The organism is Paraburkholderia rhynchosiae (assembly GCF_002879865.1).
Lineage (GTDB): Bacteria > Pseudomonadota > Gammaproteobacteria > Burkholderiales > Burkholderiaceae > Paraburkholderia > Paraburkholderia rhynchosiae.
In genome coordinates this window covers 1-26,768 of sequence record NZ_PNXY01000046.1, presented here as the reverse complement: position 1 = coordinate 26,768, position 26,768 = coordinate 1, and the positions used below count along the sequence as shown (strand labels likewise).

At 60.1% G+C, this 26,768-nt stretch carries 22 protein-coding genes and 3 pseudogenes; 10 read left to right on the top strand and 15 right to left on the bottom strand.

What is annotated here, in order from left to right; translation table 11 throughout:
• Positions 1–72: 72 nt before the first annotated feature.
• The 3 genes and pseudogenes from C0Z16_RS39090 to C0Z16_RS33545 all read right to left on the bottom strand — a co-directional run.
• Positions 73–156, bottom strand: a pseudogene (locus C0Z16_RS39090) (3-oxoacyl-ACP reductase); the annotation flags it as partial.
• A 297-nt stretch (positions 157–453) separates the two neighbouring features.
• Entirely contained in the window at positions 454–1,086 is a 633-nt protein-coding gene (locus C0Z16_RS33550; RefSeq protein WP_102636305.1) for an FMN-dependent NADH-azoreductase, read from the bottom strand.
• A gap of 112 nt (positions 1,087–1,198) precedes the next feature.
• The gene (locus C0Z16_RS33545) at positions 1,199–1,816 is read right to left on the bottom strand and encodes a nitroreductase family protein (protein ID WP_102636304.1); all 618 of its coding nucleotides are present in this window, start codon (positions 1,814–1,816) and stop codon (positions 1,199–1,201) included.
• A gap of 251 nt (positions 1,817–2,067) precedes the next feature.
• On the opposite strand from C0Z16_RS33545, the gene pdxR (C0Z16_RS33540) reads away from it, so the two are divergent.
• Positions 2,068–3,480, top strand: coding sequence for a MocR-like pyridoxine biosynthesis transcription factor PdxR (pdxR, locus tag C0Z16_RS33540; protein ID WP_102636303.1), 1,413 nt, complete (start codon positions 2,068–2,070; stop codon positions 3,478–3,480).
• Between the two features lie 220 nt (positions 3,481–3,700).
• Here the strand turns inward: pdxR (C0Z16_RS33540) and pdxR (C0Z16_RS33530) are convergent, their stop codons facing one another.
• The gene (gene pdxR / locus C0Z16_RS33530) at positions 3,701–5,233 is read right to left on the bottom strand and encodes a MocR-like pyridoxine biosynthesis transcription factor PdxR (protein WP_102636301.1); all 1,533 of its coding nucleotides are present in this window, start codon (positions 5,231–5,233) and stop codon (positions 3,701–3,703) included.
• A 124-nt stretch (positions 5,234–5,357) separates the two neighbouring features.
• On the opposite strand from pdxR (C0Z16_RS33530), the gene C0Z16_RS33525 reads away from it, so the two are divergent.
• Complete coding sequence (locus C0Z16_RS33525; RefSeq protein ID WP_102636317.1) at positions 5,358–5,996, top strand: FMN-binding negative transcriptional regulator; 639 nt, start codon at positions 5,358–5,360, stop codon at positions 5,994–5,996.
• 172 nt (positions 5,997–6,168) lie between these two features.
• On the opposite strand, the pseudogene C0Z16_RS33520 reads toward C0Z16_RS33525, so the two are convergent.
• Positions 6,169–6,816, bottom strand: a pseudogene (locus C0Z16_RS33520) (amidohydrolase family protein); the annotation flags it as partial.
• Positions 6,817–6,929: 113 nt separating this feature from the next.
• On the opposite strand from C0Z16_RS33520, the gene C0Z16_RS33515 reads away from it, so the two are divergent.
• From C0Z16_RS33515 to C0Z16_RS33495, 5 genes are all read left to right on the top strand, one after another.
• A complete protein-coding gene (locus C0Z16_RS33515) occupies positions 6,930–7,826 on the top strand; it encodes a LysR substrate-binding domain-containing protein (protein ID WP_102636300.1) in 897 nt (298 codons plus the stop codon).
• Between the two features lie 210 nt (positions 7,827–8,036).
• Positions 8,037–8,786 carry an SDR family NAD(P)-dependent oxidoreductase gene (locus tag C0Z16_RS33510; protein WP_102636299.1) on the top strand — a complete coding sequence of 250 codons (750 nt, stop codon included), beginning with the start codon at positions 8,037–8,039 and terminating at the stop codon, positions 8,784–8,786.
• Between the two features lie 76 nt (positions 8,787–8,862).
• The gene (locus C0Z16_RS33505; RefSeq protein WP_102636298.1) at positions 8,863–10,191 is read left to right on the top strand and encodes an MFS transporter; all 1,329 of its coding nucleotides are present in this window, start codon (positions 8,863–8,865) and stop codon (positions 10,189–10,191) included.
• Positions 10,192–10,228: 37 nt separating this feature from the next.
• A complete protein-coding gene (locus tag C0Z16_RS33500) occupies positions 10,229–11,092 on the top strand; it encodes a transketolase (protein WP_102636297.1) in 864 nt (287 codons plus the stop codon).
• Positions 11,089–12,120: a transketolase family protein gene (locus C0Z16_RS33495; RefSeq protein ID WP_102636296.1), complete on the top strand. Its 1,032-nt coding sequence runs from the start codon at positions 11,089–11,091 to the stop codon at positions 12,118–12,120. The genes C0Z16_RS33500 and C0Z16_RS33495 overlap by 4 nt, the downstream gene beginning before the upstream one ends.
• Before the next feature lie 40 nt (positions 12,121–12,160).
• On the opposite strand, the pseudogene tcuC reads toward C0Z16_RS33495, so the two are convergent.
• The 9 genes and pseudogenes from tcuC to C0Z16_RS33450 form a co-directional block, all read right to left on the bottom strand.
• Positions 12,161–13,141: pseudogene (tcuC, locus tag C0Z16_RS33490) on the bottom strand (tricarballylate/proton symporter TcuC); the annotation flags it as partial.
• Between the two features lie 53 nt (positions 13,142–13,194).
• A complete protein-coding gene (gene cysN, locus C0Z16_RS33485) occupies positions 13,195–15,120 on the bottom strand; it encodes a sulfate adenylyltransferase subunit CysN (protein ID WP_102636295.1) in 1,926 nt (641 codons plus the stop codon).
• Complete coding sequence (gene cysD, locus C0Z16_RS33480; RefSeq protein WP_208638663.1) at positions 15,120–16,016, bottom strand: sulfate adenylyltransferase subunit CysD; 897 nt, start codon at positions 16,014–16,016, stop codon at positions 15,120–15,122. Before cysD ends, cysN begins: the two co-directional genes overlap by 1 nt.
• A 30-nt stretch (positions 16,017–16,046) precedes the next feature.
• Positions 16,047–16,820, bottom strand: a complete 774-nt coding sequence (locus tag C0Z16_RS33475) for a 3'(2'),5'-bisphosphate nucleotidase CysQ (RefSeq protein ID WP_102636293.1) — start codon at positions 16,818–16,820, stop codon at positions 16,047–16,049.
• Positions 16,821–16,822: 2 nt separating this feature from the next.
• Entirely contained in the window at positions 16,823–17,293 is a 471-nt protein-coding gene (locus C0Z16_RS33470; RefSeq protein ID WP_244201454.1) for a VOC family protein, read from the bottom strand.
• A gap of 26 nt (positions 17,294–17,319) precedes the next feature.
• Complete coding sequence (locus C0Z16_RS33465) at positions 17,320–18,495, bottom strand: sulfotransferase family protein (protein ID WP_102636291.1); 1,176 nt, start codon at positions 18,493–18,495, stop codon at positions 17,320–17,322.
• A gap of 30 nt (positions 18,496–18,525) precedes the next feature.
• Positions 18,526–19,692 carry a DUF1214 domain-containing protein gene (locus C0Z16_RS33460; RefSeq protein WP_102636290.1) on the bottom strand — a complete coding sequence of 389 codons (1,167 nt, stop codon included), beginning with the start codon at positions 19,690–19,692 and terminating at the stop codon, positions 18,526–18,528.
• On the bottom strand, positions 19,680–20,702 hold the full coding sequence (locus C0Z16_RS33455) for an alcohol dehydrogenase catalytic domain-containing protein (protein WP_102636289.1): 1,023 nt from the start codon (positions 20,700–20,702) through the stop codon (positions 19,680–19,682). Before C0Z16_RS33455 ends, C0Z16_RS33460 begins: the two co-directional genes overlap by 13 nt.
• A gap of 382 nt (positions 20,703–21,084) precedes the next feature.
• Entirely contained in the window at positions 21,085–21,987 is a 903-nt protein-coding gene (locus C0Z16_RS33450; RefSeq protein ID WP_244201452.1) for an ArsR family transcriptional regulator, read from the bottom strand.
• A 313-nt stretch (positions 21,988–22,300) separates the two neighbouring features.
• Here C0Z16_RS33450 and C0Z16_RS33445 point away from each other — a divergent pair, with 313 nt between their 5' ends.
• The 3 genes from C0Z16_RS33445 to C0Z16_RS33435 all read left to right on the top strand — a co-directional run bounded on the left by C0Z16_RS33445 (position 22,301) and on the right by C0Z16_RS33435 (position 26,123).
• On the top strand, positions 22,301–23,155 hold the full coding sequence (locus C0Z16_RS33445) for an alpha/beta fold hydrolase (protein WP_102636288.1): 855 nt from the start codon (positions 22,301–22,303) through the stop codon (positions 23,153–23,155).
• A complete protein-coding gene (locus C0Z16_RS33440) occupies positions 23,152–24,735 on the top strand; it encodes an AMP-binding protein (protein ID WP_102636287.1) in 1,584 nt (527 codons plus the stop codon). The genes C0Z16_RS33445 and C0Z16_RS33440 overlap by 4 nt, the downstream gene beginning before the upstream one ends.
• Positions 24,736–25,088: 353 nt before the next feature.
• Positions 25,089–26,123: an NAD(P)H-dependent flavin oxidoreductase gene (locus tag C0Z16_RS33435; RefSeq protein ID WP_102636286.1), complete on the top strand. Its 1,035-nt coding sequence runs from the start codon at positions 25,089–25,091 to the stop codon at positions 26,121–26,123.
• A gap of 85 nt (positions 26,124–26,208) precedes the next feature.
• Here the strand turns inward: C0Z16_RS33435 and C0Z16_RS33430 are convergent.
• Positions 26,209–26,768, bottom strand: a 560-nt coding sequence (locus C0Z16_RS33430; RefSeq protein WP_208638662.1) for a 4Fe-4S dicluster domain-containing protein, incomplete at its 5' end; no start/stop codon positions are given.

Below are 26,768 nucleotides of genomic sequence, written 5' to 3'. Positions count from 1 at the left end.
GCCGGCCCGCGTGTGAGGATCGAATGATTCATTGTCACTTTGTTCCTCCTTCACAATCGGCGCCGGTGCATCTCAGCGACCAGCACTTTGGCCGCCGTCGACGTGCAGGATCTCTCCCGTGATGAACGGTGCGCAATCCAGGAATGCATCCGCTTGCGCAAGCCCCATACCCCAGAGTTGATTCGCATAATGACCAGACAGGGATCGCTCCAGCGTATGCTAATCGTCGTCGACGACAGCTTCTCCACGATTGAGACGTGAAAGAGCGACGGTTCGTTTTCCATGGTGGGGGGATCGCTCATCATCGAAACCTTGTCGGTAAGCCCGGATGCTTTCGCAAGAATCTTTCGCATCTGAATGCTTTTGAAATCCGGGCTTTGGTGTTATCCGCGCATGAATCTCCAGGGATCTCCGAGGACAGCCGGAAATGGTAAGTCACCGGTTTTGGATAGCTCAGACGAGACTCTGCACGAGGCTGACCATCGTCGGTTCCATCGTCGCGATGAGCGACCGGCGAACTTCGTCGGCGCGGGCCTCATCGATGAAAGCCGTGGCCTGCAACGGTAGGTAATGGATTGTGGTGAGACCGATGCAGCCGAGTACAGCGGTGAGATAGGGCCTGAGGAAATCTGGCTGATTGGCTCGATCACCAGCGAACACGCCACCCGAGGCGATCCCCACGAATACCGGGCGGTCCGGGAGCATTCCGACCTTGCCGGCTGGTGTCGACTTCATCGTGCGGTCGACACGGAGGATCTGATCGATCCAGGCCTTCAGCACAGACGGGACCGTGAAGTTGTTCATCGGCGTTCCGATGACAATGACATCGGAACTCTCCACCTCCCGAATAAGTTGCTCGGCCAGCAGTACTGCGTCGGCGGACCGCCCCGCCGCTGCCAGCGACGCTGGGGTCGCGAGCGTGGCTGCATAGTCGGCTCTGGCATGAGGTATCGGTTCATATCCCAGATCCCGACGACTAACATGCGCGTCGGGGAGAACCGCGAGAAGCTTTTCGACGACCGCCGCCGACAGACTTCGACTGTGCGACTCGGGTCGCGGACTACAATCGATGTGCAAGATATTCATACGACTTTCTCCGGCCGCGTCACAAAGGCAACAGCGGCGTCGAGCGTCTGTTCGGGCCTGGAGCGGCGGTTCCTGCCGCGTAGCGTCCATAAGCCACCGGTTTTATCGATGATTAAACGAGCGTCAGCACGTCGGCCAGGGGACGGCGCGGCTTCTGCGCCCAGTTGCCCGGACGCTCCGCTCCTATGGACAACAGCATGACCGGCACTTCGTCCTCGGCCAGTCCGAACTCGCGGTGCACCGCGTCGGCATCGAAACCGATCATCGGCGTCGAACCCAGACCCAGTGAGCGGGCCGCATAGATCATCGCCGACGCGCCGAACGTCGCCGTGCGTACGGCCTCATCGCGCCGGCGCTGCGGGTACGCCATGTACAGATTGCGTGCGGGGGTTTCCCATTCCGGCACCATCGCCGCCGGCATCACGCCCGCTTTCACCAGCGGAGCCAGGCGCTCCGGAATGACACTGGTATCGACCAGCTGGCCGCAGACGATGAAGGTAACGGCCGCATCGGTGATCGCGGGCTGGTTCCAGGCGATCGGACTCAGCCGGGCCTTCGCTTCGGGCGTGCGTACCGCGATGAAGCGCCAGTTCTGCAAGTGGAAGGATGTCGGCGCCGTGGTGCCAATGCGTACGAGTTCGCGGATCTGGTCGTCGCTCAAGGTCGCGCAAGGGTCGTAGTACTTCGCGGCGCTGCGGCCGAGGATACATTCGATAACTGCATTGGTCATGCTCAATCCTATGGGTGAAGGGATAAGTCGAGGAGTAGGCTTCACGATCTCGGCGGCCCCGTGTGCCGCAGCGCTAGCGCACACGAAGATTGCAACTGTCGCGCAAAACGCAGGCCGAATCGGGCCAAGGATCATGGCCAGCTATCTCCCTGTTGGCCTTACGTTCGGAGCAGTGATTGTGCAAATATTCTGTACCATCGATGGTGCGAATAAAAGAACCAAGATCACCCATTTTTGTGTGTACCAAGAACATGGATTCAGACTTGCAGATTCAGCTCGACCGGACAGCGAAGCTGTCCCTGGCAGAACAAATTCGTGAGAGCATCAGCAGGGCCATAGAGTCAGGCCTGCTCGCGCCTGGTACCCGACTGCCCTCGTGGCAGGACCTGGCGGCACAGCTCGGCGTGGCGCGCGGAACAGTTCAAGCAGCATATGAACGGTTGTCCGACGCGCAGATAATCGAAACATTCCGGGCAGGCGGCACCCGCGTAGCGCCGCGGCTGCGCGTGGCGGCGACTCAGCCCAAAGCGCCGCGGCTCGGCGCGTTTATGAGGGCTTATGAGGAGATGAACGCTGGGCCGGCGATCTTTCAGCTCGGCATTCCGGCGTTCGAAGGGCTACCGGAGAAGCTTTTTTCACGGGCGCGCTCTTCCAATCTACTGAAAACCGGATGTTTATCGTCTCTGCTCTATCCTGATCCCAGAGGGGAGTTCGAACTGCGCAGGGAGATCGCGGGCAATCTCTCCATCGCTAGAAACTTCCACTGCCACCCTGAGCAGGTGTTTATCACTTCGGGATACAGCTCCGGCTTGGGCCTGGCACTACGGGTGTTAGGTTTGGACGGTAAGAAGGTCTGGATGGAAGAACCCGGTTTCATGGTCACCCGAAAAGGGTTGGAACTCGCTCGCTTGAATATCGTGCCGGTACCGGTGGATGCAGACGGTCTCAACGTAGACTATGGCATCGAGAAAGCCGGCGACGCAGCGTTAGCCGTCTTGACGCCCGGTCAACAGGCCCCCTTGGGCTCGACGCTGTCGTTGAGAAGACGTCTACAGCTGCTTGAGTGGGCGGCCTCGAGCGATGCCTGGATCATTGAAGACGACTACCTCGGCGATCTACAACTGCAAGGCAGGCCGGCACCTGCCATGGCGTCTCTGGGCGAGGGCAAGCGGGTCATCCATATCGGTTCCTTCAGCAAGACTGTTACCCCGGCTCTGCGGCTTGGATTCGTCGTGGCGCCTACCGAACTGGCCAACGCATTCGCGGAGGTCGCCGCAACACTTGCTCCCGCGCCATCACCCGTAGTTCAACTCGCCACGGCTCAATTCATGCGTGACGGCCACTACATCCGGCGCGTGCGTCGGCTCAAGCGTCTATATTCCGCCCAGCATGACGCACTATGCGAGCAGTTGCGAATGCGCGACGCGGAGTGGGTTAATGCCGGCCTGGCGGTACTTCTCCGACTCCCGGACGGCGCACCCGACGTGCGGATCGTTCGCGAAGCGATGACCGTTGGCATGGCGCCATCGCCTCTATCCGTATGGTTTGCGACTCCGTCCCTGGCTTTATCCGGCCTTTTGCTCGGCGTCGCTACAGCGCCTGAGCAGCACCTCGCCACATCGTGTCAGCGACTCTTCGAGATCATTGACCGATACCGCGTATGAGACATCCCGGGCAAAATGGGACACGCGCGCCGTGCGCGAGCTCGGTCGCATCGAACGCCGACTCATTCTGATCGCGTGGCTTTTCGGGAACACCGTCATCTGGAACGCGCCGCCCGCTCTGCGGTTGCATCCGGACGTTCCGCTGTTGGAGTTGATTGACCGCGAACGAACGGAACCAGGACCTGGTTGTTTCCCTACCGATGAACTTCGTTAGGCTGCCTCACACGCGCTTGGCGTCGCGAGACCTGGCGACCTTATTGACGACCACGGCAAGCCGCTCGGCAGCCGTCTTCATTTGCTCGCGACTATAGCCGCCAAAACCGAGAACAAGGCCCGGCCGGCCAGTTCCCGGCGCGAACGTCGTCGAAATGGGGCGCACGGAGACGCCCGCCCTGGTAGCCAGATCAACGACTAGTCGATCATCGATGCTCTGAGCCAGCCACAGGACGAGGTGCATGCCTTGATCACCCGGCTCTATCCATGCAACGTCCCCTGGAAGCATCGCGGTGAGCGCCTCGATGAGGAGCGCGCGGTGATCGGCGTAGACATTGCGCACCCGACGGATGTGGCGCTCGAGATGCCCCTCGGCCATAAACGCGGCCAGGACGTGCTGGTCGGCGTTCGGCGGATGACGGTCCATCAATATGCGGGCACCGCAGAAGGCGTCGACGAGATAGTCGGGAGCAATGACATAACCCAATCGCAACGATGGAAACAGGACCTTGCTGAACGTACCGAGATAAACCACTCGCTCCGGATCGAGTCCCTGGAGCGAAGGAAATGGATAACCTTCATACCGGAGTTCGCTGTCGTAATCGTCTTCGACGACCCATCCGTTGTTGCCGCGCGCCCAGACCAGTAACGCGTTGCGTCGACTCATGCTCATCGGCATGCCCAACGGATACTGATGTGACGGCGTGACGAATGCGGCGCGCGCGTGAGGCGCCATTCGAATCCCCGCCTGAACATCGATGCCCTCCGAATCGACCGGTACGCGAACCATCGAATCGCGATGACCGGTGCTCTCCAGAACGGCTGTCAAGCCACGATAGGCCGGATTTTCAACCCAGACCTGATCGTCCGGGCCCAGCAAGACCTGACTGGAAAGAAAAAGCCCCTGCTGCGTTCCGCTCGTCACGATGACCTGCCCCGCTTCGCAATGTACGGACCTCGATTTGCGCACGTAGGCGGCGATCGCTTCGCGCAGCGGTAATGCACCAAGCGGATCGGTGTAACCCGCTGGTGCACCGGGCCCTTTTGCGCGCAAGCGGTTGCCAAGCCGGCGCCAGATATCGGCCGGCGCAGTGAGGCCGACAGGGACCGAGATGGCGAACGGTACCGGGGCAAGCGGCCTGAACTCGCGTGCGATCTGTGCAAACGCCGCAGCCGGCTCCGGCAAGCCGCGCGGTGCCGTCTTCCGGCGAGTTTTGAGCGATTCGCTTCTGCGTTGCCGCTGCGGTTGCGGTTGCTGTTGCGGTTGCACAAGCGCTTGTGCCACACGCGTATCCGCGCCGGGCCTCGATTCCAGAAAGCCCTCGGCAATCAATTGATCGTAGGCCTCGATCACTGTGCCTCTCGCCACTTGCAGTGAAGCCGCCAGCAATCGCGTTGACGGCAACGCATCGCCAGGTTGGAGGTCCCCTTTACTCACCGCCTCCCGCAACGCCTGCGCCACTTGCCGGCTCAGGCTGCCGGCGGCGCGATCCAATGTACCCAGCGAGGGAATGTCCACGAGTCGTGGTGTTCTGGCCATAATTCCGGTCCTACAAATATCGTCGAAACTGGATCTGTAGAATAAACCAGTTCTTCAGCACAATGCTCCAGGGCCGAATCGCGGCCATGACATTTTTATGCTGCACCTCCTGGCGGAACCGACAATGTACGTACCGGCCGACTTCAACGAATCTCGCACCGATGTCCTTCACGAGCGCATCAAGCAACACCCTTTCGGCACACTGATAACGCACGGAAAAAGCGGCCTTGACGCCAACCACATTCCGTTCGAACTGACAGCGCAGGAAGGCGAACCCGGGGTACTTCATGCGCACGTCGCAAGGACCAACCCCATGTGGCAGGACGTCGAGAACGGTGACGAGGTGCTTGTCGTCTTCCGTGCGGGCGACGCCTACATTTCGCCGAACTGGTATCCGAGCAAGCACGAATTTCACAAGCAGGTGCCGACCTGGAACTACATCGTCGTTCACGCATATGGGCGCATCACCATCCACGATGACGAGCGCTATGTTCGCGGCGTAGTCGCACGACTGACTAAAACGCACGAAGCGACGCAGTCCGAACCATGGAAAATGGGCGATGCACCCAAAGACTATATCGACACCCTGCTCAAATCGATCGTCGGCATTCAGATCGACATCACGCGGCTCGTCGGCAAAAGCAAGCTGGGTCAGAACAAGGAAGTGAGCGATATCCGTGGCGCCGGTGAAGCGCTAAGGGCGTGCGGAAACTTCCAGATCGGCGATGCGATGCTGGCCGAAGCAGCAAGGAAGGAAAAATAGAGCGATCCGACATGTATTGCTCGACTTTCATTTTCGGGCCCGGACGGGTTCGACGCCCGCCCTTATCTGCGGCCGAGTAAGCGCATGACAACGCATGCTGGGAGGCATCGAACAACGCTCGATGGAGGAAACCGCGGAGTGTACCAACGCGCTGTTATGGCGATCGAAGTGATCAAGCAAGCCGATAAACTCTGGACGCCGTCCCGCCGAACAACGCAGCACGTTCGTCAGCGCTTGCCTGCGCAGTCAGGCGCTTGAACGCGTTCCAACCGTTGCTATACGGATACGAGCCTTTGTCGACTGGAAAATTGCTCTCGAACGTGCAACGGTTCGCACCGAAGGCCTCAATGCACGTATGCATCCACGGCTTCCAGGTTTCGGCCAATACAATAGAGGATGGCGCACGCTCTCCCTTCTCGAAGTCAAAGCCGTTGATCCGCATTCACAGGCCGCCGACCTTGACGTAGACGTTCGGCAGGTGAGCCAGTTGACGCATGGACCGCGACCAGTTGTCGAAAACCTCTTTGCGCTTATCCGCGTAGCTGGCGATCCGCACGACCCCGCCGCAGTGGTTGGTGATGACCGGCATGTCAGGGTACGTCTTTGCGAGATCGAAGAGCTCGGGAAGTTGTGGAAAGAACAGCCACGCATCGTATGACAGGCCGCGCGAGGCCAACTGCGCGACACCTTCACGATACTTCGAGTCAAGCAACAGACCGCGTGGAACCGCAGACAGCGGATTGACCAGCGTTTGGTCTGCATCCCAGGTGACCAGATGCCGAACGCCTCGAAAGCGTCCTTTGCCGGCTTCGACATGTGCTCTTCGGTCTTGCGAAAAGGGAACTCACGGCGTCTCATTCGCCTGCGCCCCGCAAGCAGCCCGCGATTACACTTGCTTATGCAACCGCAGTCTTGCACTGAGAGGATCTGACTATGCGCATCCCACCCGTCAAAGCCATCATCGCTTTCGAAAGCGTGGCCCGAACCGGCAGCGTCAATCGTGCATCCGAAGAACTCGGACTGACCGCATCGGCGGTGAGTCATCAGCTAAGCAATCTCGAGTCGATCATTGGCCAGGCGCTGTTCTATCGCTCAGGCCGGGGCCTCATGCTTACGCCGACAGGCGAGCGCTATCTGTCGGACGTGACCGGTTCTCTTGCCGATCTGAGCCGCGCGACCGAGCGTGCATCGAGCCGCACCGAGGTCGAAATCCTGCGCGTGCATTCGAGCCCCAGCTTCGGGCTCATGTGGCTGTTGCCGCGGCTTGCGTCGTTTCAGCAAGCGAACGGCGACATCCAGTTGAACCTCGCCTGCTCATACGAAGACGTGTCGTTCACGAGCGGCTATTACGACATTGACATACGGCACGGTTACGCGAACTGGCGCGATCTCGAAGTCCGCACATTGCGTAACGAATTCATCGCACCGCTCGCGTCGCCGGCCTATTTGGAGAGCCATCCGCTCACCGCCGCGGAAGATCTGCTCGAGCATCGCCTGATTTACTCGGAAACGCCGCTGGTTCAATGGAAACAGTGGTTCGGGCGCACCGGCGTTTCCGCCAAGCACAAGACCTTCGATTTTTCTTTCGACCGCTCGTACATGTCGCTCGAGACGGCGGCGCTCGGTCTCGGTATCGCGCTCGAAAGCCTGATGCTGGCGTCGGTTCGCATCCGGGAAGGCGCACTCGTGCCGGTATTCGATCACTCCCATGCGGTCGAGGTCGGCGCGCATCATCTGGTGTACCCGCCGCAGAATGCGGAGCTGCCGCGGGTCGCGCGATTCATCGCATGGATCGAACGGGAAATCGGCCAGAAGGATCGTCCGGCCTAGCAGCGAGGCACGATCGACACCCAGGGTATTCCATCACCTCCCCCATTCCGGCAGTTGGACCGCTGTCCGCAAACCGAAGCCCAGCTTCGGTCTGCCTCCCTCACCCGAACACCTGAAAATTTCTCAAGCATAGTTGAGCCGTACCGCGTTGATGCGAGGGGCGGCCTGCCGGAAACTTGCGCCATCACATCAACATCCAGGAGACAAGTGATGCTGCTCGAGAACAAGGTGGTTATCGTAACGGGCGCTGCTTCGCCGCGCGGAATCGGCAAGGCGACCGCGAAGGCGCTGGCCGCCCAAGGCGCACGAGTCGTGATCCTCGACCTGCGCGAGGAAGACGCGAAAGCGGCGGCTGCCGACCTCGGCGCCGAGCACCTCGGCCTCGCCTGTGACGTCACCGACAAAGCCGCCTGTGTGAAGGCCGCGACCGCGACGCTCGAACGCTATGGCCGCATCGACGGCCTCGTCAACAACGCTGGCATCACTCAACCGGTGCGCACGCTGGACATCAGCGCCGAGGGCTTCGACGCAATTGTCGACGTCAATCTGCGCGGCACGCTGTACATGTCGCAAGCCGTCTTGCCTGCGATGAAAGAGCAAAAAAGCGGCAGCATCGTGTGCATGTCCTCTGTGTCGGCGCAACGCGGCGGCGGCATTTTCGGCGGCCCGCATTACAGCGCTGCGAAAGCCGGCGTCCTGGGTCTCGCGCGCGCAATGGCCCGCGAATTCGGTCCCGACAGCATCCGCGTGAACTCGATCACGCCGGGCCTGATCCAGACCGACATCACCGGCGACAAGCTCACCGCGGAGATGCGCGTGGACATCATCAAAGGCATTCCGCTCGGCCGGCTAGGCGATGCCGCCGATGTCGCGAACGCTTGCCTCTTTCTCCTGAGCGATCTCTCGACGTATCTGACCGGCATCACGCTCGATGTGAACGGCGGCATGCTCATTCATTGACGACAGCGCTCGCCTGCGAGGCGGCGCCATATTCCTGGCACCTGGGCCAACTCGGGGCACATGGAAGGAGACAAACATGAAATCGAAATACACCGCTTCGCCTATCGACGGCGATGTATTGGCGCACGCGGACTCGACGAGCTTCGAGTCGCTCACCTATGCGAAAGTGAGCCGCAGGCTGATTCCGTTTCTGATGCTGTGCTATCTGGGTGCATATCTGGACCGCGTCAACGTCGGCTTTGCCAAGCTGCAGATGCTCAACGACCTGCGCTTTAGCGAAACTGTCTATGGCATGGGCGCGGGCATCTTCTTTCTCGGTTACTTTCTGTTCGAAGTGCCGAGCAATCTGGTCCTTCATCGTGTCGGCGCGCGCAAGTGGCTCGCGCGAATCATGCTGACGTGGGCCGTGATTTCCGCGTCGTTCGTTTTTGTGAAGACGCCCACTGCGTTCTACGCGCTGCGCTTTCTGCTCGGCGTCGCAGAAGCGGGCTTTGCGCCAGGCGTCATTCTGTACCTGACGTACTGGTTTCCCGCCGCGCGCAGAGCCAAGGCGCTGTCGCTCTTCTTCATGGCGATCCCGCTCGCGGGCATACTCGGCGGTCCGCTGTCGGGCTGGATCATGCATTCGCTTCACGGCGCAATGAATATGGCCGGCTGGAAGTGGCTGTTCGTGCTCGAAGCGCTGCCGTCGCTCGTGCTCGGCGTCGCGATTCTGCTCTATCTCGACGACGGCATCGCCAAGGCGAAATGGCTCTCCGAGGCGGAAAAGAATCTGCTTGCACGCAATGTCGCCGGCGATAACGCTCACACCACTGCCCATATTTCGATTCGCTCGTTCATCGGCGACCGCCGCTTGTGGCTGATGGCCGCGATCTACTTCTGCGTCGTGCTCGGTCAGTACGGGCTGACTTTCTGGCTGCCGACGATCATCCGTAAATCGGGCGTCGCCGATCCGCTGTGGGTGGGCGTGTTCACCGCGATTCCTTATCTGTGCGCAATCGTCGCGCTGCCGCTGATCGGCATGAGCGCGGACCGTCGCCGGGAACGCAGACTTCACCTGGCCATTCCAATGCTGATCGCCGCAGCGGGCTTCGCGATCCTGCCTACGCTCGGCAGCGTGCCGGCGTCGATCATCTGTTTAAGCATTGCGGCGGCCGGCATTCTCGCGTCGTCGTCACAGTTCTGGTCACTGCCGACGGCGCTGCTTGGCGGCATGTCGGCCGCAGCCGGCATCGCGGCGGTGAACTGCTTCGCCAATCTCGCGGGCTTCTTTTCGCCGGCGATCGTGGGCTGGCTCAACGACCTGACGGGCCGCTCCACCGCGGGGCTGATTTTCATCTCCACTGCGGTCACGCTCGGCGCCTGCCTTGTGTTCCTGGTGCCCGCGAAATCCGTGAATCGCTGACCCTTTTCAACTATTCCGACTGATCTCAGGAGACGACATGAACAGTCCATCCAATGCGTCGACGGCATCGCTTGCCGAGCACGCTTACCGCATCCGCAGAAACGCGCTGTTAATGGGCGAAGTGCAAGGCCAGGGTTATATCGGGCAAGCGCTCGACATCGCCGATGTGCTGGCCGTCGCCTACTTCGGCGCAATGCGTTATCGCCCGGAAGATCCTGAATGGGAAGAGCGCGACCGCTTCCTGCTGTCCAACGGACACTACGCGATCGCGCTCTACGCGGCGCTGCTCGAGGCCGGCATTCTGCCCGCCGGGGAACTCGAAACGTACGGCAGCGACGACAGCCGTCTGCCCATGTCCGGCATGGCGAGCTACACGCCCGGCATGGAAATGTCCGGCGGCTCGCTCGGCCACGGCCTGACGATCGCAGTGGGCCGCTGCCTCGGACTCAAGCGCAAGGGTTCGAAGTCGTTCGTGTACACGCTTTTCTCCGACGGTGAGCTCGACGAAGGCGCAATCTGGGAAGGCATCATGTCCGCGAGCCACTGGAAGCTCGACAATCTGATCGCCGTTGTAGACGTGAACAACCAGCAGGCAGACGGACCGTCGACGCAGATCATGGCGTTCGAGCCGCTCGTCGAAAAGCTCGAAGCGTTTGGCTGGTTCACGCAACGTGTGGACGGCAACGATATCGGAGCCGTGGCCGCAGCGTTCGACGCGGCCCGCAAGCATCATGGCGAAGAGCCGCGCATGATCGTCGCCGATACGCGCATGGGTTGTGGCGTGCCGTTTCTCGAGGAACGCGAGAAGAACCACTTTATTCGCGTCGACGCGCACGAATGGCAGCTCGCGCTCGAAGCACTGGAGACAACGAAGTTGCACGAGATCGGGAGACAAGCATGACCAACGCAACCATCAGCAAACCGCGCCTGAAGACCTCGGCGATGATCGCGTCGATTGCGGGCGAAGGCCAGCTCACACGCTCCGCGCCGTTCGGTCACGCGCTCGTCGAACTGGCGCGGCAGAAGACCAACGTGGTGGGCATGACCGCCGACCTCGGCAAGTACACGGACCTGCACATCTTCGCGAAGGAGTTTCCAGAGCGCTACTACCAGATGGGCATGGCCGAGCAATTGTTGATGGGCGCGGCGGCCGGCCTCGCGCACGAGGGTGCTCAGCCGTTCGTGACGACCTACGCGGTGTTCGCGACGCGCCGTGCGTATGACTTCATGCACCAGGCCATCGCCGAAGACAATCTCGACGTGAAAATCGTGTGCGCGTTGCCGGGCCTGACGACGGGTTACGGTCCAAGCCACCAGGCCGCGGAAGACCTCGCGTTGATGCGCGCGATGCCGAACATGACCGTTATCGATCCGTGCGACGCACTCGATATCGAGCAGATGGTGCCCGCGATTGCCGCGCACAACGGCCCCGTCTACGCGCGCCTCTTGCGCGGCAATGTACCTGCCGTGCTCGACGAATACGACTACACGTTCGAGCTCGGCAAGGCAAAGATGCTGCGCGATGGCGCGGAAGTGCTCGTGATCTCGTCTGGCATCATGACCATGCGGGCACTGGAAGTCGCGAAGGCGCTGGAGCGCGACCGCATCGGCGTGGGTGTGCTGCACGTGCCGACCATCAAGCCGCTCGATACCGAAACCATCGTGCGCGAGGCAAAGCGCTCGGGACGGCTCGTCGTGGTGGCGGAGAACCATACGACGATCGGCGGACTGGGTGAAGCGGTTGCTACCGAGTTGATGCGCGCGGGTGTGTCGTGCCCGTTCAGGCAGATCGCGCTGCCCGATGCCTTCCTCGCCGCCGGCGCGCTCCCGACGCTGCACGACCGCTACGGCATTTCGGCGTCCGCGATGGGCGAGTCGGTCAAGGAGTGGTTAGCGCGAGCGACCATGCTTGAGCCGAACCGACGCTAAGCGCCTGACGACTGCGGTAGATTCAGTCTGCCGCAGTCCCGCTTGATCTAGGGTACGCCGTCGCAATTGCCAGCATCGTCATTCCGAGCAGGAGCGGACGGCGTCCGATCCGGTCCGACAGCGCGCCGCCGATGGGCAGTCAGATGAAGTTCGAGATCCCCACGCACAGAGTGACGAGCAGGCTATCGGCGGTACTGAGATGGAGGACCGTCTTGCCAAAAGTCGGCGCGTACACCGTGATCAGATAGAAGCTCGTGGTGGTCATTGCGACGAGCAGCACGCCCGCGATCACGGCGTTCCAGTTCTGCACGAGCGTCGTGAAGACTTCTTTCATGCTCGGGCGATGCTGGCGCTGTTTGAATTCCTGCGTTTCCTCGAGATTGCGCCGCAAGATGAAGATGAACGGCACGATCATGCAGCCGACGAAGAACGGCACGCGCCATTCCCATGCGGCAATCGTCGCCGTGTCGAGCCAATGATTCAGCGCGAAGCCGAGCGCGGCAGCGATGACAATCGCCACTTGCTGGCTCGCCGACTACCAGCTCGTGAAGAAACCCTTGCGGCCCGTTGTCGCCATCTCGGCCAGATAAACCGACACGCCGCCCAGTTCCGCACCCGCTGAGAAGCCCTGCAGCAGACGGCCAATGAGAACGAGGGCTGGGGCGAATAGTCCGATCGTCGCATAGCCGGGCACGAACGCGATCAGGATGGTGCCGCTCGCCATGATCGACAGCGTGACAATCAGGCCCTTGCGGCGGCCGACATCGTCGATATACGCACCAAGGATGATCGCGCCGAGCGGCCGCATCAGGAAGCCCGCGCCGAACACCGCGAACGTCATCATCAGTGAAGCGAACTCGCTCCCCGCCGGGAAAAAGACCGCAGCAATCTGCGTGGCATAGAAGCCGAACAGGAAGAAATCGAACTGTTCGAGGAAGTTGCCTGCCGTCACGCGCAGCACGGCGGATGCCTTCGATTGATTCCAATTCCGTTGCGACAATGGCGCTCCGCTGCGCGTCATCTTCGCGCTGGACTGCTGCGACTGGTTGCGATTGCAGTGCCGGGCGCAACCCGTCATAACGGCGCCCCCCGATGCACATCCAGAAAGCCCATTGTGTGCAGTTTGTCGAAGATCGCTTCCACGGCTGCTTCTGCAGACACCTTCGTGGTGTCGACGTGGATCTCCGGATGTTCCGGCGATTCATAAGGCGAATCGATACCCGTGAAGTTTTTCAGCTCGCCCCGCCGTGCCTTCTTGTACAGCCCCTTCGGATCTCTCTGCTCGGCAACGTCGAGCGGCGCGTCCACGAATACCTCGATAAACTCGCCCGCCTCCACCAGATCGCGCGCCATCGCCCGCTCGGCACGGAACGGCGAAATGAAGGCCGTAATCACGATCGTGCCTGCGTCGGTCATCAACTTTGCAACCTCGGCGACGCGACGGATGTTTTCCACGCGATCTTCCGCCGTAAATCCAAGGTCTTTGTTCAGCCCGTGGCGCACGTTATCGCCATCGAGTAGATACGTGCGTTTTCCCATTGCGTGGAGGCGCTTCTCGAGCAGATTCGCTATCGTCGATTTTCCCGCCCCCGAAATGCCGGTCAGCCATACGACACCGCTCTGATGCCCATTCAGCACGCGGCGCGCCCGCTTGTCGACTTCGAGCGTCTGCCAGTGAATATTGCTCGAGCGCCGCAGCGCGAAGCGCAGCATGCCTGCGCCGACCGTGTTGTTGCTCATCCGGTCGATCAGGATAAAGCTGCCCGTTTCGCGGTTCTCCTCGTAAGGATCGAACGCAATCGGCCGGTCCAGTTCGAGTTCCGCGACGCCGATCTCGTTCAACGTCAGCGTCTCACCCGGCACGTGTTCGAGCGTATTGACGTTGACCTTGTACTTGAGCGGAAGCACTGTCGCTGTCACGGTCCGCGCGCCGATCTTCATGAGATAGCTGCGTCCGCGCAGCATTGGCTCGTCGTTCATCCACACGATGGTCGCGTCGAACTGATCGGCAGTCTGCGCGGGCGAATCCGCGGCCGACACTAAATCGCCGCGCGAAACGTCCACCTCGTCCGCGAGCGTGAGCGTCACGGATTGCTCGGCAACTGCCTCGTCGAGATCGCCATCCGCGGTAACGATCCGTGCCACGGTACTCTCCCGTCCCGATGGCTGCACCCGGATACGATCCCCTACACGCACGACGCCTGATGCAATCGTGCCGGCGAAGCCGCGAAAATCAAGGTTGGGACGGTTGACCCATTGCACCGGGAAGCGGAACGGCTGCCGCTGCAGACGCGCCTCGTCGATCTCGACCGTTTCCAGATGATGCATCAGGGCAGGACCATCGTACCAGGGTGTCTTCGCACTCTTCTCCACCATGTTGTCGCCGTTCACGCCCGAGACCGGTATGACCGTCACATGTGAAAGACCAATCTTGTCCGCGAATTCGCGGTAGTCACGCGAAATCTCGTCGAATCTCTCGCGGGAATAATCGACGAGATCCATCTTGTTGATCGCGAGCACCACATTGTGGATGCCGATCAGCGATATCAGGTAACTGTGTCTGCGCGTTTGCTGCAGCATGCCTTTGCGCGCATCGATCAGGATGATGGCAAGATCCGCCGTCGATGCCCCCGTAATCATGTTACGGGTGTACTGTTCGTGCCCGGGCGTATCCGCCACGATGAACTTGCGGCGCTCAGTCGAGAAGAACCGGTAAGCGACGTCAATGGTGATGCCCTGCTCCCGCTCCGCGGCAAGGCCATCCAGTAGGAGCGCGTAATCCATTTCGCCGCCACGCGTGCCCACCTTCTTCGAATCGGCCTCGAGCGCCGCGAGTTGATCCTCGAACAGCATCTTCGATTCGTAAAGCAGACGGCCGATGAGCGTGCTCTTGCCGTCGTCCACGCTGCCGCATGTGATGAAGCGCAAAAAGCTCTTCGTCTCGTGCTGCTTCAAATACCGTTCGATGTCGGAGCCAATCAGGTCGGAGACGTGTGCCATCAGAAGTACCCCTCTTGCTTCTTTCTTTCCATGGACGCGGCGCTGTCGTGATCGATCATGCGGCCCTGCCGCTCAGAGGTCGTAGTCAGCAGCATTTCCTGAATGATTTGCGGCAACGTCGTGGCTTCCGATTCCACTGCACCAGTGAGCGGGTAGCATCCAAGTGTACGGAAGCGCACCATCCTCTCCTCGGGCCGTTCACCGGGCTTGAGCGGCATGCGTTCGTCATCCACCATCACGAGCACGCCGTCGCGATTCACCACCGGACGTCTTGCTGCAAAGTACAGCGGCACAATCGGAATGTTCTCGATATGGATGTACTGCCAGATATCGAGTTCGGTCCAGTTGGAGATCGGAAACACACGGATGGATTCGCCCTTGTTCTTGCGCACGTTATACCGACGCCAGAGTTCAGGACGCTGGTTCTTCGGATCCCATTGATGCGTTGCTGTGCGAAACGAAAAAATCCGCTCCTTAGAACGTGATTTTTCTTCGTCGCGTCGCGCGCCACCGAAGGCTGCGTCGAACCCATACTTGTCCAGCGCCTGCTTCAGGCCCTGGGTCTTCCACATGTCGGTATGAACTTGCGAGCCATGATCGAACGGGTTGATTCCCAGTTCCTTCGCTTCGGGGTTCTGGTGCACGATCAATTCCATTCCCGTCTCACGAGCCATCCGGTCGCGCATCGCATACATGTCGCGAAACTTCCACGTGGTGTCCACATGCAGCACCGGGAACGGCGGCGGCGCCGGATAAAACGCCTTCTTCGCGAGATGGAGCATGCAGGCGCTGTCCTTGCCGATCGAGTAGAGCATCACAGGACGTTCGGCCTCCGCGACGACCTCCCGCATGATATGAATGCTCTCGGCTTCGAGCCGCTGCAGGTGAGTCAGGATAGACATGGCGAATCCTTGAGTAACAGGCACTTACTTTGAAGCCGCGATGGCGGCCAGCAACGGCTCGGCGATTTCGGGGCGGCACACCAGCAAATCCGGCATCGAGACGTCCGCGCAGTTGTAGGTACAGGCGCTTCCATCGATGCGGCTCGCATGGAGGCCAGCAGCAAGAGCCACGCCCACAGGCGCACACGAATCCCACTCGTACTGACCGCCCGCGTGGAGGTAGGCGTGCGCCTCGCCACGCAGGACCGCCATTGCCTTCGCGCCTGCCGAGCCCATTGGCAACAGTTCGGCGTCCAGACGCTCGGCCACCTTCCACGCCAGCTCGGGCGCACGGGTACGACTCACGAGAATCTTCAGGCGGCCCGCTGGCGCTACGGGCAAAATGGGCGGCGCTGCCGTACCGAACGTCACGCCCAGAGCCGGCAGGGCCACCGCGCAAGCGACGGGCCTGCCGCCAACGGTCAGTGCGACATGCACCGCCCAGTCGTCGCGCCCCTCGGCGTGCTCGCCGTATTCCCGGGTGCCGTCCAGCGGATCGATGACCCATACGCGGTCAAGGTTGAGGCGCTTTGTATCAGGGGCGGCCTCTTCCGTGAGAAAGCCGTCAGCAGGTCTCGCGTGCGCGAGCAATCGGGTAATCAGTTCGTTTGCCGTGGCGTCGCCCACTGCGCCCAACGGCTTGCCCATCAACCCAGCCGACGCGCGTATCGCCATCAGCACGCTTCCCGCCGCTGTCGCCACGTCTACCGCTAGCTGGTGATCGTCGTGTTGCACAGTCGTCTCACGGTGCGCTTGCATGTCTACTCTCCGTTGCGCGGCACTTTTGCCATGCCGGCGAGACCGGCAGGAGAAAACCAGGTGTGCTCGAGGTAGTGGCCCAGCGTCGCACGGTGGTCGGTATAAAAATAGCGCGCCATCCCCTTCGCCTCGCCGTCTATCACAATGCGCACACCTTGCGCGGCGAGTTCGTCCCGTTGCCTTGCGAAATCAGCTTCGGTGGCGATCAGTTGCGCGACGTGGTGATGGCGAATCGCAAATTCCGTTTCAGGCAACGCATCGCGGTACACATGATCGTCACCCAAGAGCGGCTGAATCAGTTCTAGTTGAATTGCCCCTACGTATGCTAGTGCAACGTTCTGCGTGCACTTACGTCCCGCCATGGATTCGATCTCGATTTCGCGCAGTTCAAGCCACTTGGGAACGTTGTACTTGTGAGCGAAATAATCGATTGCCTGTGAAATGTCGGTGGTGACATAGGCAATCTGATGCAAGCCCGAGAACGGAGAAAGAGTCAGAGTCATGATCGATGCAATCCGTAAGTGTTGATGTAGCGGGCGAAGCGCTCACTGATAGCTTCCGGCGCAATACCGAATTCGGCGAGCGTGTATCTGTGGGCACCATGCGCGCCTTCAGGCTTCTTCTCGATGCGCAAACCCATGGCGTGCTCCGTTTCGGCGCTCAACGTAAAGCCGAAATAACCGTAGATGCGTCTTACGGTGCCCAGTGGATCGGCGTGAAAGTCCTGTTGCCGTATATCGATGAACTGGCTCTTCGGCAAGTGCGCGCGCGCCTCGATTGCAGCTTCGGTGGCGCGCGACCAGTTGTCGACTTCGCGCCGTGCTATCTCACGCATATCGACATGCTCGCCCTCGGAAATGCGGCGCGCCATCGTCAATACGCTCGCAAGCGAAGGCAGCGCTTCAACCGGATCGCGATGTGTTTGCACGACGCAGGCATCCGGGAAGACTTCGAACAGTGTGGGCAACTGCATGATGTGCCCGGGATTCTTCAGCAGCCATGTCTTTCCGCTGTCTCGCGCCCCGATCACGCTGATCGCGTTGGCGAAATACCGGTATGCAGGAAGCTCGCTTTGTTCGCGCCACCACCGGTCGTATTGCGGCACGCGGAACGATGAGCCCCACAGGTTGCTGCAAAATCCCTGCTTCAGAACTTCAAGGCACTCGTCGACTTCATCAGCCACGATATTGTGTGCCGCGCGCATCTCGGGTGCCGCCTTGAAGAATGCTTCGAGCCCCGCTGCCGTCACCTGGAACTGCGCATTGCCGCTCCACGTGTCGCGCGGCGGCCTCGGCTGCGGAAACACAGTCAGCCATTTTTCGAGGCCCTGAAACTGCGGGTCCACCGATAAGAGCTTGTGCAATGCCGTCGTGCCGGTTCTCGGTATGCCGGTAATGATGAGCGGCCGCCGCGGAGTCCGCAGCAACACATCGGCATGCGTGCGCAGGCTTTCGACGAGCGTCAGCCGGGACACCAGCGCGCCGGCAATCGCATTCCACGCGAATTCGCGTCCTCCGGGTGCAAAGCGCGGACCGTCCTCGTCGAGGGCGAGCAGAAGTTGCGTCAGTCCCGGCAAATATTCGGCACCGTCTCCGAAATCGCTCAATCGGGCAGCCGCGCTGGCGGCGGCGTGAAGCGCGTCTTCCGCCCCCGTAAATCGTTCTGGCAATGACATGCCGTGTCTCCTTTTAAATTTACAATGCGCTCACCAACGCCGCCTCAGTTGCGCACCAATGTGCCGCTCCCGCAGACGTTTCGTGCGCTCCACTTCGTTCACGAAGGGAGTTTGTGCCGGCAGATGGTTACGCACGTCGGCCAAGGGAACACGTTTGAGAGTCGGCACCGGTTCCGAACTGCACGCATACCATCTGCCGATCGCCGTCCCGCGATTGCGTCCACAGGTGTCGAGCCAGTTCGGCACGCCCGGGTCGCGATGGCTTATTACCGCGCGAAAGCGGCCGTCTTCGTCGACGTGTGCCTGGTGCCCATTGAGGCTGCTCTGGTGATCGACATAGTCGAGTGCGTTGAAGAGCGCATCGTTCAGTTGTACGTTCCAGTAACATCGTTCCTGTGGCAAATCCGTCTCGAGGATCAAAGCCTCGTCAACACCAAAGTCAAAAATCGCCTGCCAGTACGCCTGCTTCGCGAGGCCGCCGCCAAAAGCAAAGAACTCAAACTCGTTCGTCTTCATGCGCACGCGCAATTGCTGCATATGCAGGAGCCAGCGACGCGACAACCGTTCTGCGTAGCCCATCAGCTGGTGGGTGCGCAGTGCAATTTCCTCGTGCCCCATCAACGGTTTTATCAGCGGCGCGTCGAGGCATTCAATGGCGATTCGCGCATCACGCTCCACGCCCCACGCATAGGAGCGCTGACGCAACATCGCGAAGTCGGCGTCGCGATGCAGCGGCAGCCAGTTTCCTTCGTATCCTTCCGGTCGCTGCGCGCTCAGTAGCAGTTCCAAACGTCCGTCGCTGCCGATTTCCAGATCGTCGAGATTGAACTGGCCGAGCGGCGGATGCACTTCGTCGGTCGTGCCCATAATGCCGCGGCCGATATCCAGCGTAAGCAGATGCACGCTGCCGCGCTCTCCCGTCAACCGGTATCGCAAGTCGCCACGCAATGGAGCGATGAAGTACGTATCGTCCGGGTTGGGCTGCAGCATGAATACCGAGTTCAGGAACGGCAACCAGTCTGGATGATGCGGATCGGACTGAAAGTAGATGAAGTAGGCAAGCGACATGTTCATCTGGAACTGGCGATATAAATCCGCGCGCGTCTGCGGGTCATCCGGCGTCTCCGTCAACTCCAGCAGCTTTTCAGCGTCTGCGAGCCGCGCAACGTAGTCCTTCCAGGATTTCAGTCGAGCCATGGATTCACCATTACCTTGCATTGAGTCGAACGGTTACGCAGCGCCTCGAATGCATCCGGCAACGCGTCCAGCGAAACGCGACCGGTAATCATCATGCGCGGTTCGACGTGGCCGGCGTCGAACACATTTGCGACATGCGTGAACTCCTGCATGCTGTAGGTGACGGCGAACTGGATCCGCACTTCCTTCCATACGGCCAGCGCGGGAACGAATTGATCGGGCACGGTGCAAAAGCCGAGCACCACCACATCGCCTTGCGGCTTGACGCAGTGAATCGCCTGCGCAATCAGATCCTTCTGTCCCGCGCATTCGAATACGACGTCTGGTGACCCTTCGAGTGCATCAGCGGCCAGTGCCGCCAGATCCTGCCCCGCCTCGGGGACCACAAAGGCATCTGCACCCATGTGCCGTGCCAGCGCCTCGCGGCGCCGCGAAGAAGCGGTCGCTACGATACGGCCCGCGCCTAAGCGCCGTGCCCAAAAAATCGTAGCGAGACCGACCGGACCTGCGCCAATCACGAGCACTCTTGCGCCGGGTCTCAGCCGCCCCAGTGCAACGCCGTGCAAGCCGACCGCCATGGGCTCGATCAGCGCGCCGTCCTCCATGCTCAGGGTGTTGGGAAGCTTCGTCGTGACACGCTCGGCGACAACTGCGTATTCCGCGAAGCCCGCTGCCGAGCCCTTGAATTGCGCACAGAAATTCGGCTTGCCGGCGAGACAGGTCGCGCAGCGCCCACACCCTGAGAAAGGGAGCGCCGTGACTGGATCGCCGACTTTCAGTTTCTCCACGTCTTTTCCGACAGCAACAACCTCGCCGGCAAATTCATGACCCAGGGTCGAGTTTTCGGGCAGCGTGAAATGCGGTGCGTGTCCATCCGTCATGTGAAGATCAGAGCCGCAAATTCCGCAGCGATGGATTTTCACAACGACCTCTCCAGACGCAGGACTAGGATCAGCAAGACTCCTAACTTCTAACGGCAGACCAACTTTCCTGAAATACGCGGCTCTCATCGCTCGCATCTCCGTTTAGCGTGAATGTCCTGCTCATTTCGACCATCTGGAATTTACTTTACTGGGAAAGTACATTGGCCGCACTGAGGGTTTATACCGAGGCAGTGGGAGAAATGCATTTGCGACTACATAGCGGCGCGCTGTGTTCGCTCAGGAGATGAGCGGTTCTTACAGTGCAAGAGATGAATACCAGCGCGAAGGGTCACGCGATGTGGGTCGTTGGTCGCGAACGCATGGGACCGGCGTAAACAGAAGATGAGGGAGATGGCCGGCGAAGGAATGCCAGCCTGAGTCAGACCTGCTTCGTACTCGCAGCATCAACAGTGAATCGCGACAGAGAGAGTCACGAGTTTCGCTACTGGAACGCAGCGTCGTGGAAGCTTTATTCCCCCTCCCCACTTCGACGTGCAGCCTCCGCGTCTGCATATAGTTGGAGCTCGCGTAACAGACTCGACAGTGTCGCGCGGCGTTCCGGCGCCATATGACTCGACGCCACCCAGTCGGTCCCATAGGTTGCTTCGCTGAGAATTTTCTCGAGAATCTTGCGCGCCTGTGGCTTCATCCGCACCAGAATCCCGCGCCCGTCGGTAGGGTCCGGCGTACGCTCGACCAGCCCCATCTGCTCCAGCCGACTTACACACTTTGTGATACCGCCAAGTGTCATCGCCAACGGCTTCTGAAGTTGCGTCGGAGATTGTCTGTAGGGCGGCCCGGAAGTCAAAAGCGCATCGAGCAGCAATAACTCCGCGGGCAGAATGCCCTGACTTGCCGCGGCCTCCTTGAGGGCCTGGTCGATGTGCGCTGATAGTCGAAGAAGCCGTTGACCGATGAGGTAGACATTCACGTCCTCCGCGGGCCACTCACGCGCCCATGCCGCGGCCTGCGCGTCCAGTGCATCGCCTGGCTCGGGGCCTGCCGGCGTCTGTAACGCTGTACATTCTGCGAAAAACAGCTTTTCGGCCTGAGAACGCTTCGAGTAGAGCGCCTCGCCATGTTCGTCGCAAGCGACTTCAACCCAGCCGGCTTCACGAAGCACGTCCAGGTGTCCAAGCGCACTTGCGCGCGACATGTTCAGTTTGCGAGCCAATGCAGGCGCGCTTTGCGCACCCGCGTTCAACAGCGTCAATAGTTGCCTTCGGGAAGCGTCCGCGAGAGAGGCAAAGAGCAGGTCGGCGGGCTTTCGAGCACCCATATTGTTGATCGGTTGAGACCCGCATGCCAGGTTCATGAAGATCCGGGCGAATAAAAGGTGCGATTGACACGGACCGTAATCCAGACGGTCCATTCGGGTGCACTCGACAGGTGCCGCTTCCTGAAAGGCGAGTCAATTCGGCCACGCTAAGTTACCAGAAAAAGCGCGCAGTGAAAGCAATGCAGAGAAGACGTTGCTCTAAGATGCTCCAATACGTGCGCCTCTCCCCTCTGCACACACCGGCAACCGAAGACGCGGACCCAATGTGCCGAGCTGTGATGAATCGACCGCAACTCAGACACGTAAATATGAACGGTGTATGATAATGCGAACGGACGATGTTTGCCTCGACGCGCGAAGCGGAGTCCCCTGTTAAAGGCCAATCAATGATGGAGTCAATGTGACGATGAGCGCGGCACCTTCATGGTTCGAATGGGCTCTGCAACAAGCACGCCACTCTCATTTCACCCATGCCAGCGGCACACGCGTCCATTATGTGTCCTGGAACGCCGAAGACACGCACAAGCCCGGCTTGCTGTTCGCGCACGGCTATCTGGGGCATAGCCATTGGTGGGACTTTATTGCACCGTTTTTTACGGAACGATTTCGTGTGCACGCGTTCGACTTTAGCGGCATGGGCGAGAGTGCTTATCGCGCGGCGTATCGCTCCGACAGTTTTGTGAGTGATTTCTCGGCAGTGCTCAATGCGGCATCCATTGCACCGGCCATTGTGGTGGGTCACAGCTTTGGTGGCTCACGCCTTCTCCAGACTTGCGCGACGTTCCCCGAACTGATCCGCCATGCGCTTGTGCTCGATTCATTCTATGCGCTGCCCGGCGACGCGCTTCCAGTGATAGAAAGGCGCCCAGCCCCTCGACCGTATCCCGATGTTGCGTCCGGCATGAAGCACTTTCGGCTCATTCCCGGTCAAAAGTGTGAGCCATGGCTGATGGATCATCTTGCCAGTACATCGCTGCGGCAGACAGAGACGGGCTGGACTTGGCGCTTCGACCCGGCTTTGCGTCATACTCAGACGGTCGAGAGCGATGAGGGGTTGCTGGGCCGAATAGCGGTCCCTGTGACCTACGTACATGCGGAAATGAGCACGGTTGTCAGCGCCGATCGTGCCAACAGAATTGTCGATGCCATCCCTACCGCGCAGAATCTGATCACGATGCCCGGCGCACATCACCACCTCATGCTGGATCAGCCGCTGGCGCTTGTCGATCAGTTGCGCAAGTTGCTGGAGCCATTGTCATGAACGAGCCGGCCAGCGATAGAAACTGGATTCCGAACGTACCGTTGAACGTATTGTTGTCGAGGGCTGCGCATGCCAAACCGGAAACGCGCATGCACTTCCATACCGAGCGGGGACTGACGAGCGTCACTACTCTGGAGTTGACTACCGCCGCGGATCGACTCGCGCGCGGGTTGCGTGCCGTCGGTCTGCGCCGCGGCGACGTTATCGCCATGCAGTTGCCAACTCAGCAAGAGACCGCCGTGCTGTACATCGCCGCACTCGAAGTCGGTGCAGTACTGGTGCCCATTGTGCACATCTATGGCCCTGCCGAAGTCGGCTTTATTCTGCGTCAATCGCGCGCGCGATTCCTGTGCGTGCCTGAGCGCTGGCGCGGGATCGATTTTCTGGAGCGCGTCGAAGCGCTCGGCAATCTGCCTGATCTGGAGCGCGTGATCGTCGTCGGCGAGCGCACGCCAGAAAACGGCATCACGCTGAAAGAGATCGAAGCGATCTCGAAGCATGCCAACCTCAAAAGCGACTCGCCACCGCAACCGCAGGACGTTTGCCTGCTGCTCTATACCTCAGGCACCACTGCCGCTCCGAAGGGCGTTCAGCACACACATCAGACCGTCGGAGCCGAGTGGTCGATTCCATTCATAGACGGCTCAGGGCCGTATCTCACGCCCTTCCCCGCCGGACACATTGCTGGCTTCAATTTCCTGCTCCGTCCTTTCGTGACTGGCACCGACATGGTGTTCATGGACCGCTGGGACGCCCCGCTCGCAGCGGAACTGATCGAGCGTTATCGCGTTCGCCTGTCCGGAGGCACGCCGTTTCATCTTCAGGGATTGCTTGACGCAGCACGGCACGCCGGACGCGATCTCTCGTCTCTGGTCACTTACGGACTGGGGGGAACGGGAGTCACTCCGGAACATGTGGCGCTCGCCGACAGCGCCGGGTTCGCCGGCACGCGCGCTTACGGCCTGACGGAACATTCGACGGTCAGCATCGGCTGGCGCGAGAATACGTTCGCCGAGCGCGCGTGCACAGACGGTCGCGTTCAGCCCGGCAGTCAGGTTCGCATCGTCGATGAGTTCGATCGTGACTTGCCGACGGGAAGTGAGGGCGAGATTCTGACAAAGGGTCCCGAGTTGTTTGTCGGCTACACCGACCCGTCGCTCAATGCTAACGCCTTCAGCGCCGACGGCTGGTTTCGTACAGGCGACATCGGCAAGCTCGATGCGGCGAATTGCCTGACGATAACCGATCGCAAGAAAGACATTGTGATTCGTGGTGGCGAGAACATTTCATCGCCAGAGGTCGAACGTGTGCTGGCCACACACAACGCGATAAGGGACGTCGCAGTGGTCGCGCAGCACGATGCGCAATACGGCGAAAAGGTGTGCGCCGTTGTCGTGCTACAGCCCGGCGCTGAACTCGATCTCTCCGCCATACAGCGACATTTCGCCCAAGCCGGCGTGGCGCGGCAGAAAACGCCTGAGCACCTGCTTATCGTCGACGAATTGCCTCGCACAGCATCGGGCAAAGTGCGCAAAAGCGATTTGCGCGCTCGGGCTAACGCGTTAAAGACCAGCCCATGACGTCGGGCAACATACAAGGAGACACTCACGTGACAGCAATCACCACGAGCATGTACGCAATGCCCGTCGAATGACAGATTATGTCTGACGGCTCTCTGCGGGTTATCACGCTCAACAGACCGGACGAACTGAACGCATAACCGGCGGACAAACTGCTCGCCCTGCCACGCAATGGCTTGCGGGAGACCAAAAATCATGAACACCCTCCTCTGTCAGAGGGCATCGGCAGCTGCTCGACACCACGCTCGCGACACAGCTTGCCGCGACGCTAACCGACCGAACAACATCAACTAGCTCGTGCATTTCTGACAAAACGGCGACCCAGTTAATGCTGCCCGCAAACGGACTACATCGTGCGCTCCCAGCTATTTAAAACGCGTATCACCGATCTTCTAGGTATCCGCCATCCGATACTCTGTGGAGGCCTCGGACCTCGCGTATCCGATGCCGACTACGTAGCTGCAGTAGTCAATGCGGGCGGCATGGGCTTTATCGTGGCAGCAGGATTCGCAGACCCCGACGAATTCCACGCACAACTGAAGCGCTGCCGCCAACTGACGCAAGGACAACCTTTTGGCGTCAATCTGTATATCTCACGGCAAAGCGGCGGACTTGCCAGGGTCGCCGAGCAGATTCGCATTCTGATTGAGGAAGGAGTTAGTTGCGTGGAGACTGCGGGTGCCAGTCCACAACCCGTCGTCGGTGCGTTGCGGGAGGCAGGCATAAAGATCCTGCACAAAGTCCCAGCCGTCAAATATGCCCACAGCGCCGCCCGGCTGGGCGTCGATTCGATCATCATGGTGGGCAATGATTGCGGAGGGCACCCAGGCCTCTTTGGCATCAGCAGCATGGTGCAAGCAGCGCACGGCCCTTCAGTCGTGGACCTGCCCGTCGTGATTGGTGGCGGCATTGGCACAGGTCGACAAATGGCTGCCGTGCTGGCCATGGGTGCAGACGGCATCATCATGGGGTCCCGGATGATGGTTGCCGAAGAACTATGGATACACGAAAGCTACAAGGAGAAAGTTGTGCGTGGAGACGGCACGGAGAGCGTCGTAGTGAAACGAGCGATCGGCGATCACCATCGCGTCCTTCTCAATGACAGCGCTCGCGCCGTGCTCGCGCTCGACGATGCAAAAATCACCGACTTTGAACAGTTTCGTCCGCATGTGATGGGAGCGCTTGCGCACGAGGCGTATTTGACCGGGGACACGAGCGTGGGCATGCTGGATTATGGTCCGGCTGTCGTTTTTGCCGATGCCGTGAAGTCTGTGGAAGCGATCTTTGACGACATGATCGACGATGCCGCAATCGCCATTAGACGTCTTAACGGGTTGGAAACGCGGAACAACCAATCGGATGCAGCACTGCATAATGCAGCTAGCTGAGCGACAGCGCGTGCTCATGTTTCATCCAACGGACCGGACAATTTTCATACTGCGTCTTTAGCGTCATGGTCAGGCTGAAGATCGATCACATGTTCGGATAGTTCGGACCGCCGCCACCTTCAGGCGTGACCCACACGATGTTCTGCGTCGGGTCCTTGATGTCGCAGGTCTTGCAGTGCACGCAGTTCTGCGCGTTGATCTGCAAGCGGTGGTGATCTTCTTCTTTGATGAATTCGTAGACGCCTGCCGGGCAGAATCTTGCTTCAGGTCCGGCGTATTTTTGCAGGTTCACCGTAATGGGCACGGTGAGATCTTTCAGCGTCAGATGCGCCGGCTGGTTCTCTTCATGATTCGTGTTCGAGATGAACACTGAAGACAACCGGTCGAACGTCAGCTTGCCATCCGGCTTCGGATACTCGATCGGCTTGCACTGCGAAGCGGGCTTGAGCATTTCATGGTCGGAATGCTGATGATGCAGCGTCCACGGCACGTTGCCGCAAAGTACCTTCTGTTCGATGCCGACCATCAGTGTGCCGAGGTACAAACCCTTGCTCATCCACTGCTTGAAATTGCGGGCCTTGTAGAGTTCCGTGTGCAACCAGGAGGTTTTGAATGCGTCGGGATAGGCCGTGAGTTCGTCGCTGG

Coding starts and splice junctions, on each gene's coding strand:
- C0Z16_RS33545 (WP_102636304.1), bottom strand. CDS start 1,816: ATGACCAATGCAGTTATCGAATGTATCCTCGGCCGCAGCGCCGCGAAG.
- C0Z16_RS33550 (WP_102636305.1), bottom strand. CDS start 1,086: ATGAATATCTTGCACATCGATTGTAGTCCGCGACCCGAGTCGCACAGT.
- C0Z16_RS33455 (WP_102636289.1), bottom strand. CDS start 20,702: ATGAGAGCCGCGTATTTCAGGAAAGTTGGTCTGCCGTTAGAAGTTAGG.
- C0Z16_RS33495 (WP_102636296.1), top strand. CDS start 11,089: ATGACCAACGCAACCATCAGCAAACCGCGCCTGAAGACCTCGGCGATG.
- C0Z16_RS33440 (WP_102636287.1), top strand. CDS start 23,152: ATGAACGAGCCGGCCAGCGATAGAAACTGGATTCCGAACGTACCGTTG.
- C0Z16_RS33475 (WP_102636293.1), bottom strand. CDS start 16,820: ATGCAAGCGCACCGTGAGACGACTGTGCAACACGACGATCACCAGCTA.
- C0Z16_RS33500 (WP_102636297.1), top strand. CDS start 10,229: ATGAACAGTCCATCCAATGCGTCGACGGCATCGCTTGCCGAGCACGCT.
- C0Z16_RS33450 (WP_244201452.1), bottom strand. CDS start 21,987: ATGGACCGTCTGGATTACGGTCCGTGTCAATCGCACCTTTTATTCGCC.
- C0Z16_RS33525 (WP_102636317.1), top strand. CDS start 5,358: ATGTACGTACCGGCCGACTTCAACGAATCTCGCACCGATGTCCTTCAC.
- pdxR (WP_102636301.1), bottom strand. CDS start 5,233: ATGGCCAGAACACCACGACTCGTGGACATTCCCTCGCTGGGTACATTG.
- C0Z16_RS33460 (WP_102636290.1), bottom strand. CDS start 19,692: ATGGCTCGACTGAAATCCTGGAAGGACTACGTTGCGCGGCTCGCAGAC.
- pdxR (WP_102636303.1), top strand. CDS start 2,068: ATGGATTCAGACTTGCAGATTCAGCTCGACCGGACAGCGAAGCTGTCC.
- C0Z16_RS33515 (WP_102636300.1), top strand. CDS start 6,930: ATGCGCATCCCACCCGTCAAAGCCATCATCGCTTTCGAAAGCGTGGCC.
- C0Z16_RS33445 (WP_102636288.1), top strand. CDS start 22,301: ATGAGCGCGGCACCTTCATGGTTCGAATGGGCTCTGCAACAAGCACGC.
- C0Z16_RS33510 (WP_102636299.1), top strand. CDS start 8,037: ATGCTGCTCGAGAACAAGGTGGTTATCGTAACGGGCGCTGCTTCGCCG.
- C0Z16_RS33465 (WP_102636291.1), bottom strand. CDS start 18,495: ATGTCATTGCCAGAACGATTTACGGGGGCGGAAGACGCGCTTCACGCC.
- C0Z16_RS33505 (WP_102636298.1), top strand. CDS start 8,863: ATGAAATCGAAATACACCGCTTCGCCTATCGACGGCGATGTATTGGCG.
- cysN (WP_102636295.1), bottom strand. CDS start 15,120: ATGGCACACGTCTCCGACCTGATTGGCTCCGACATCGAACGGTATTTG.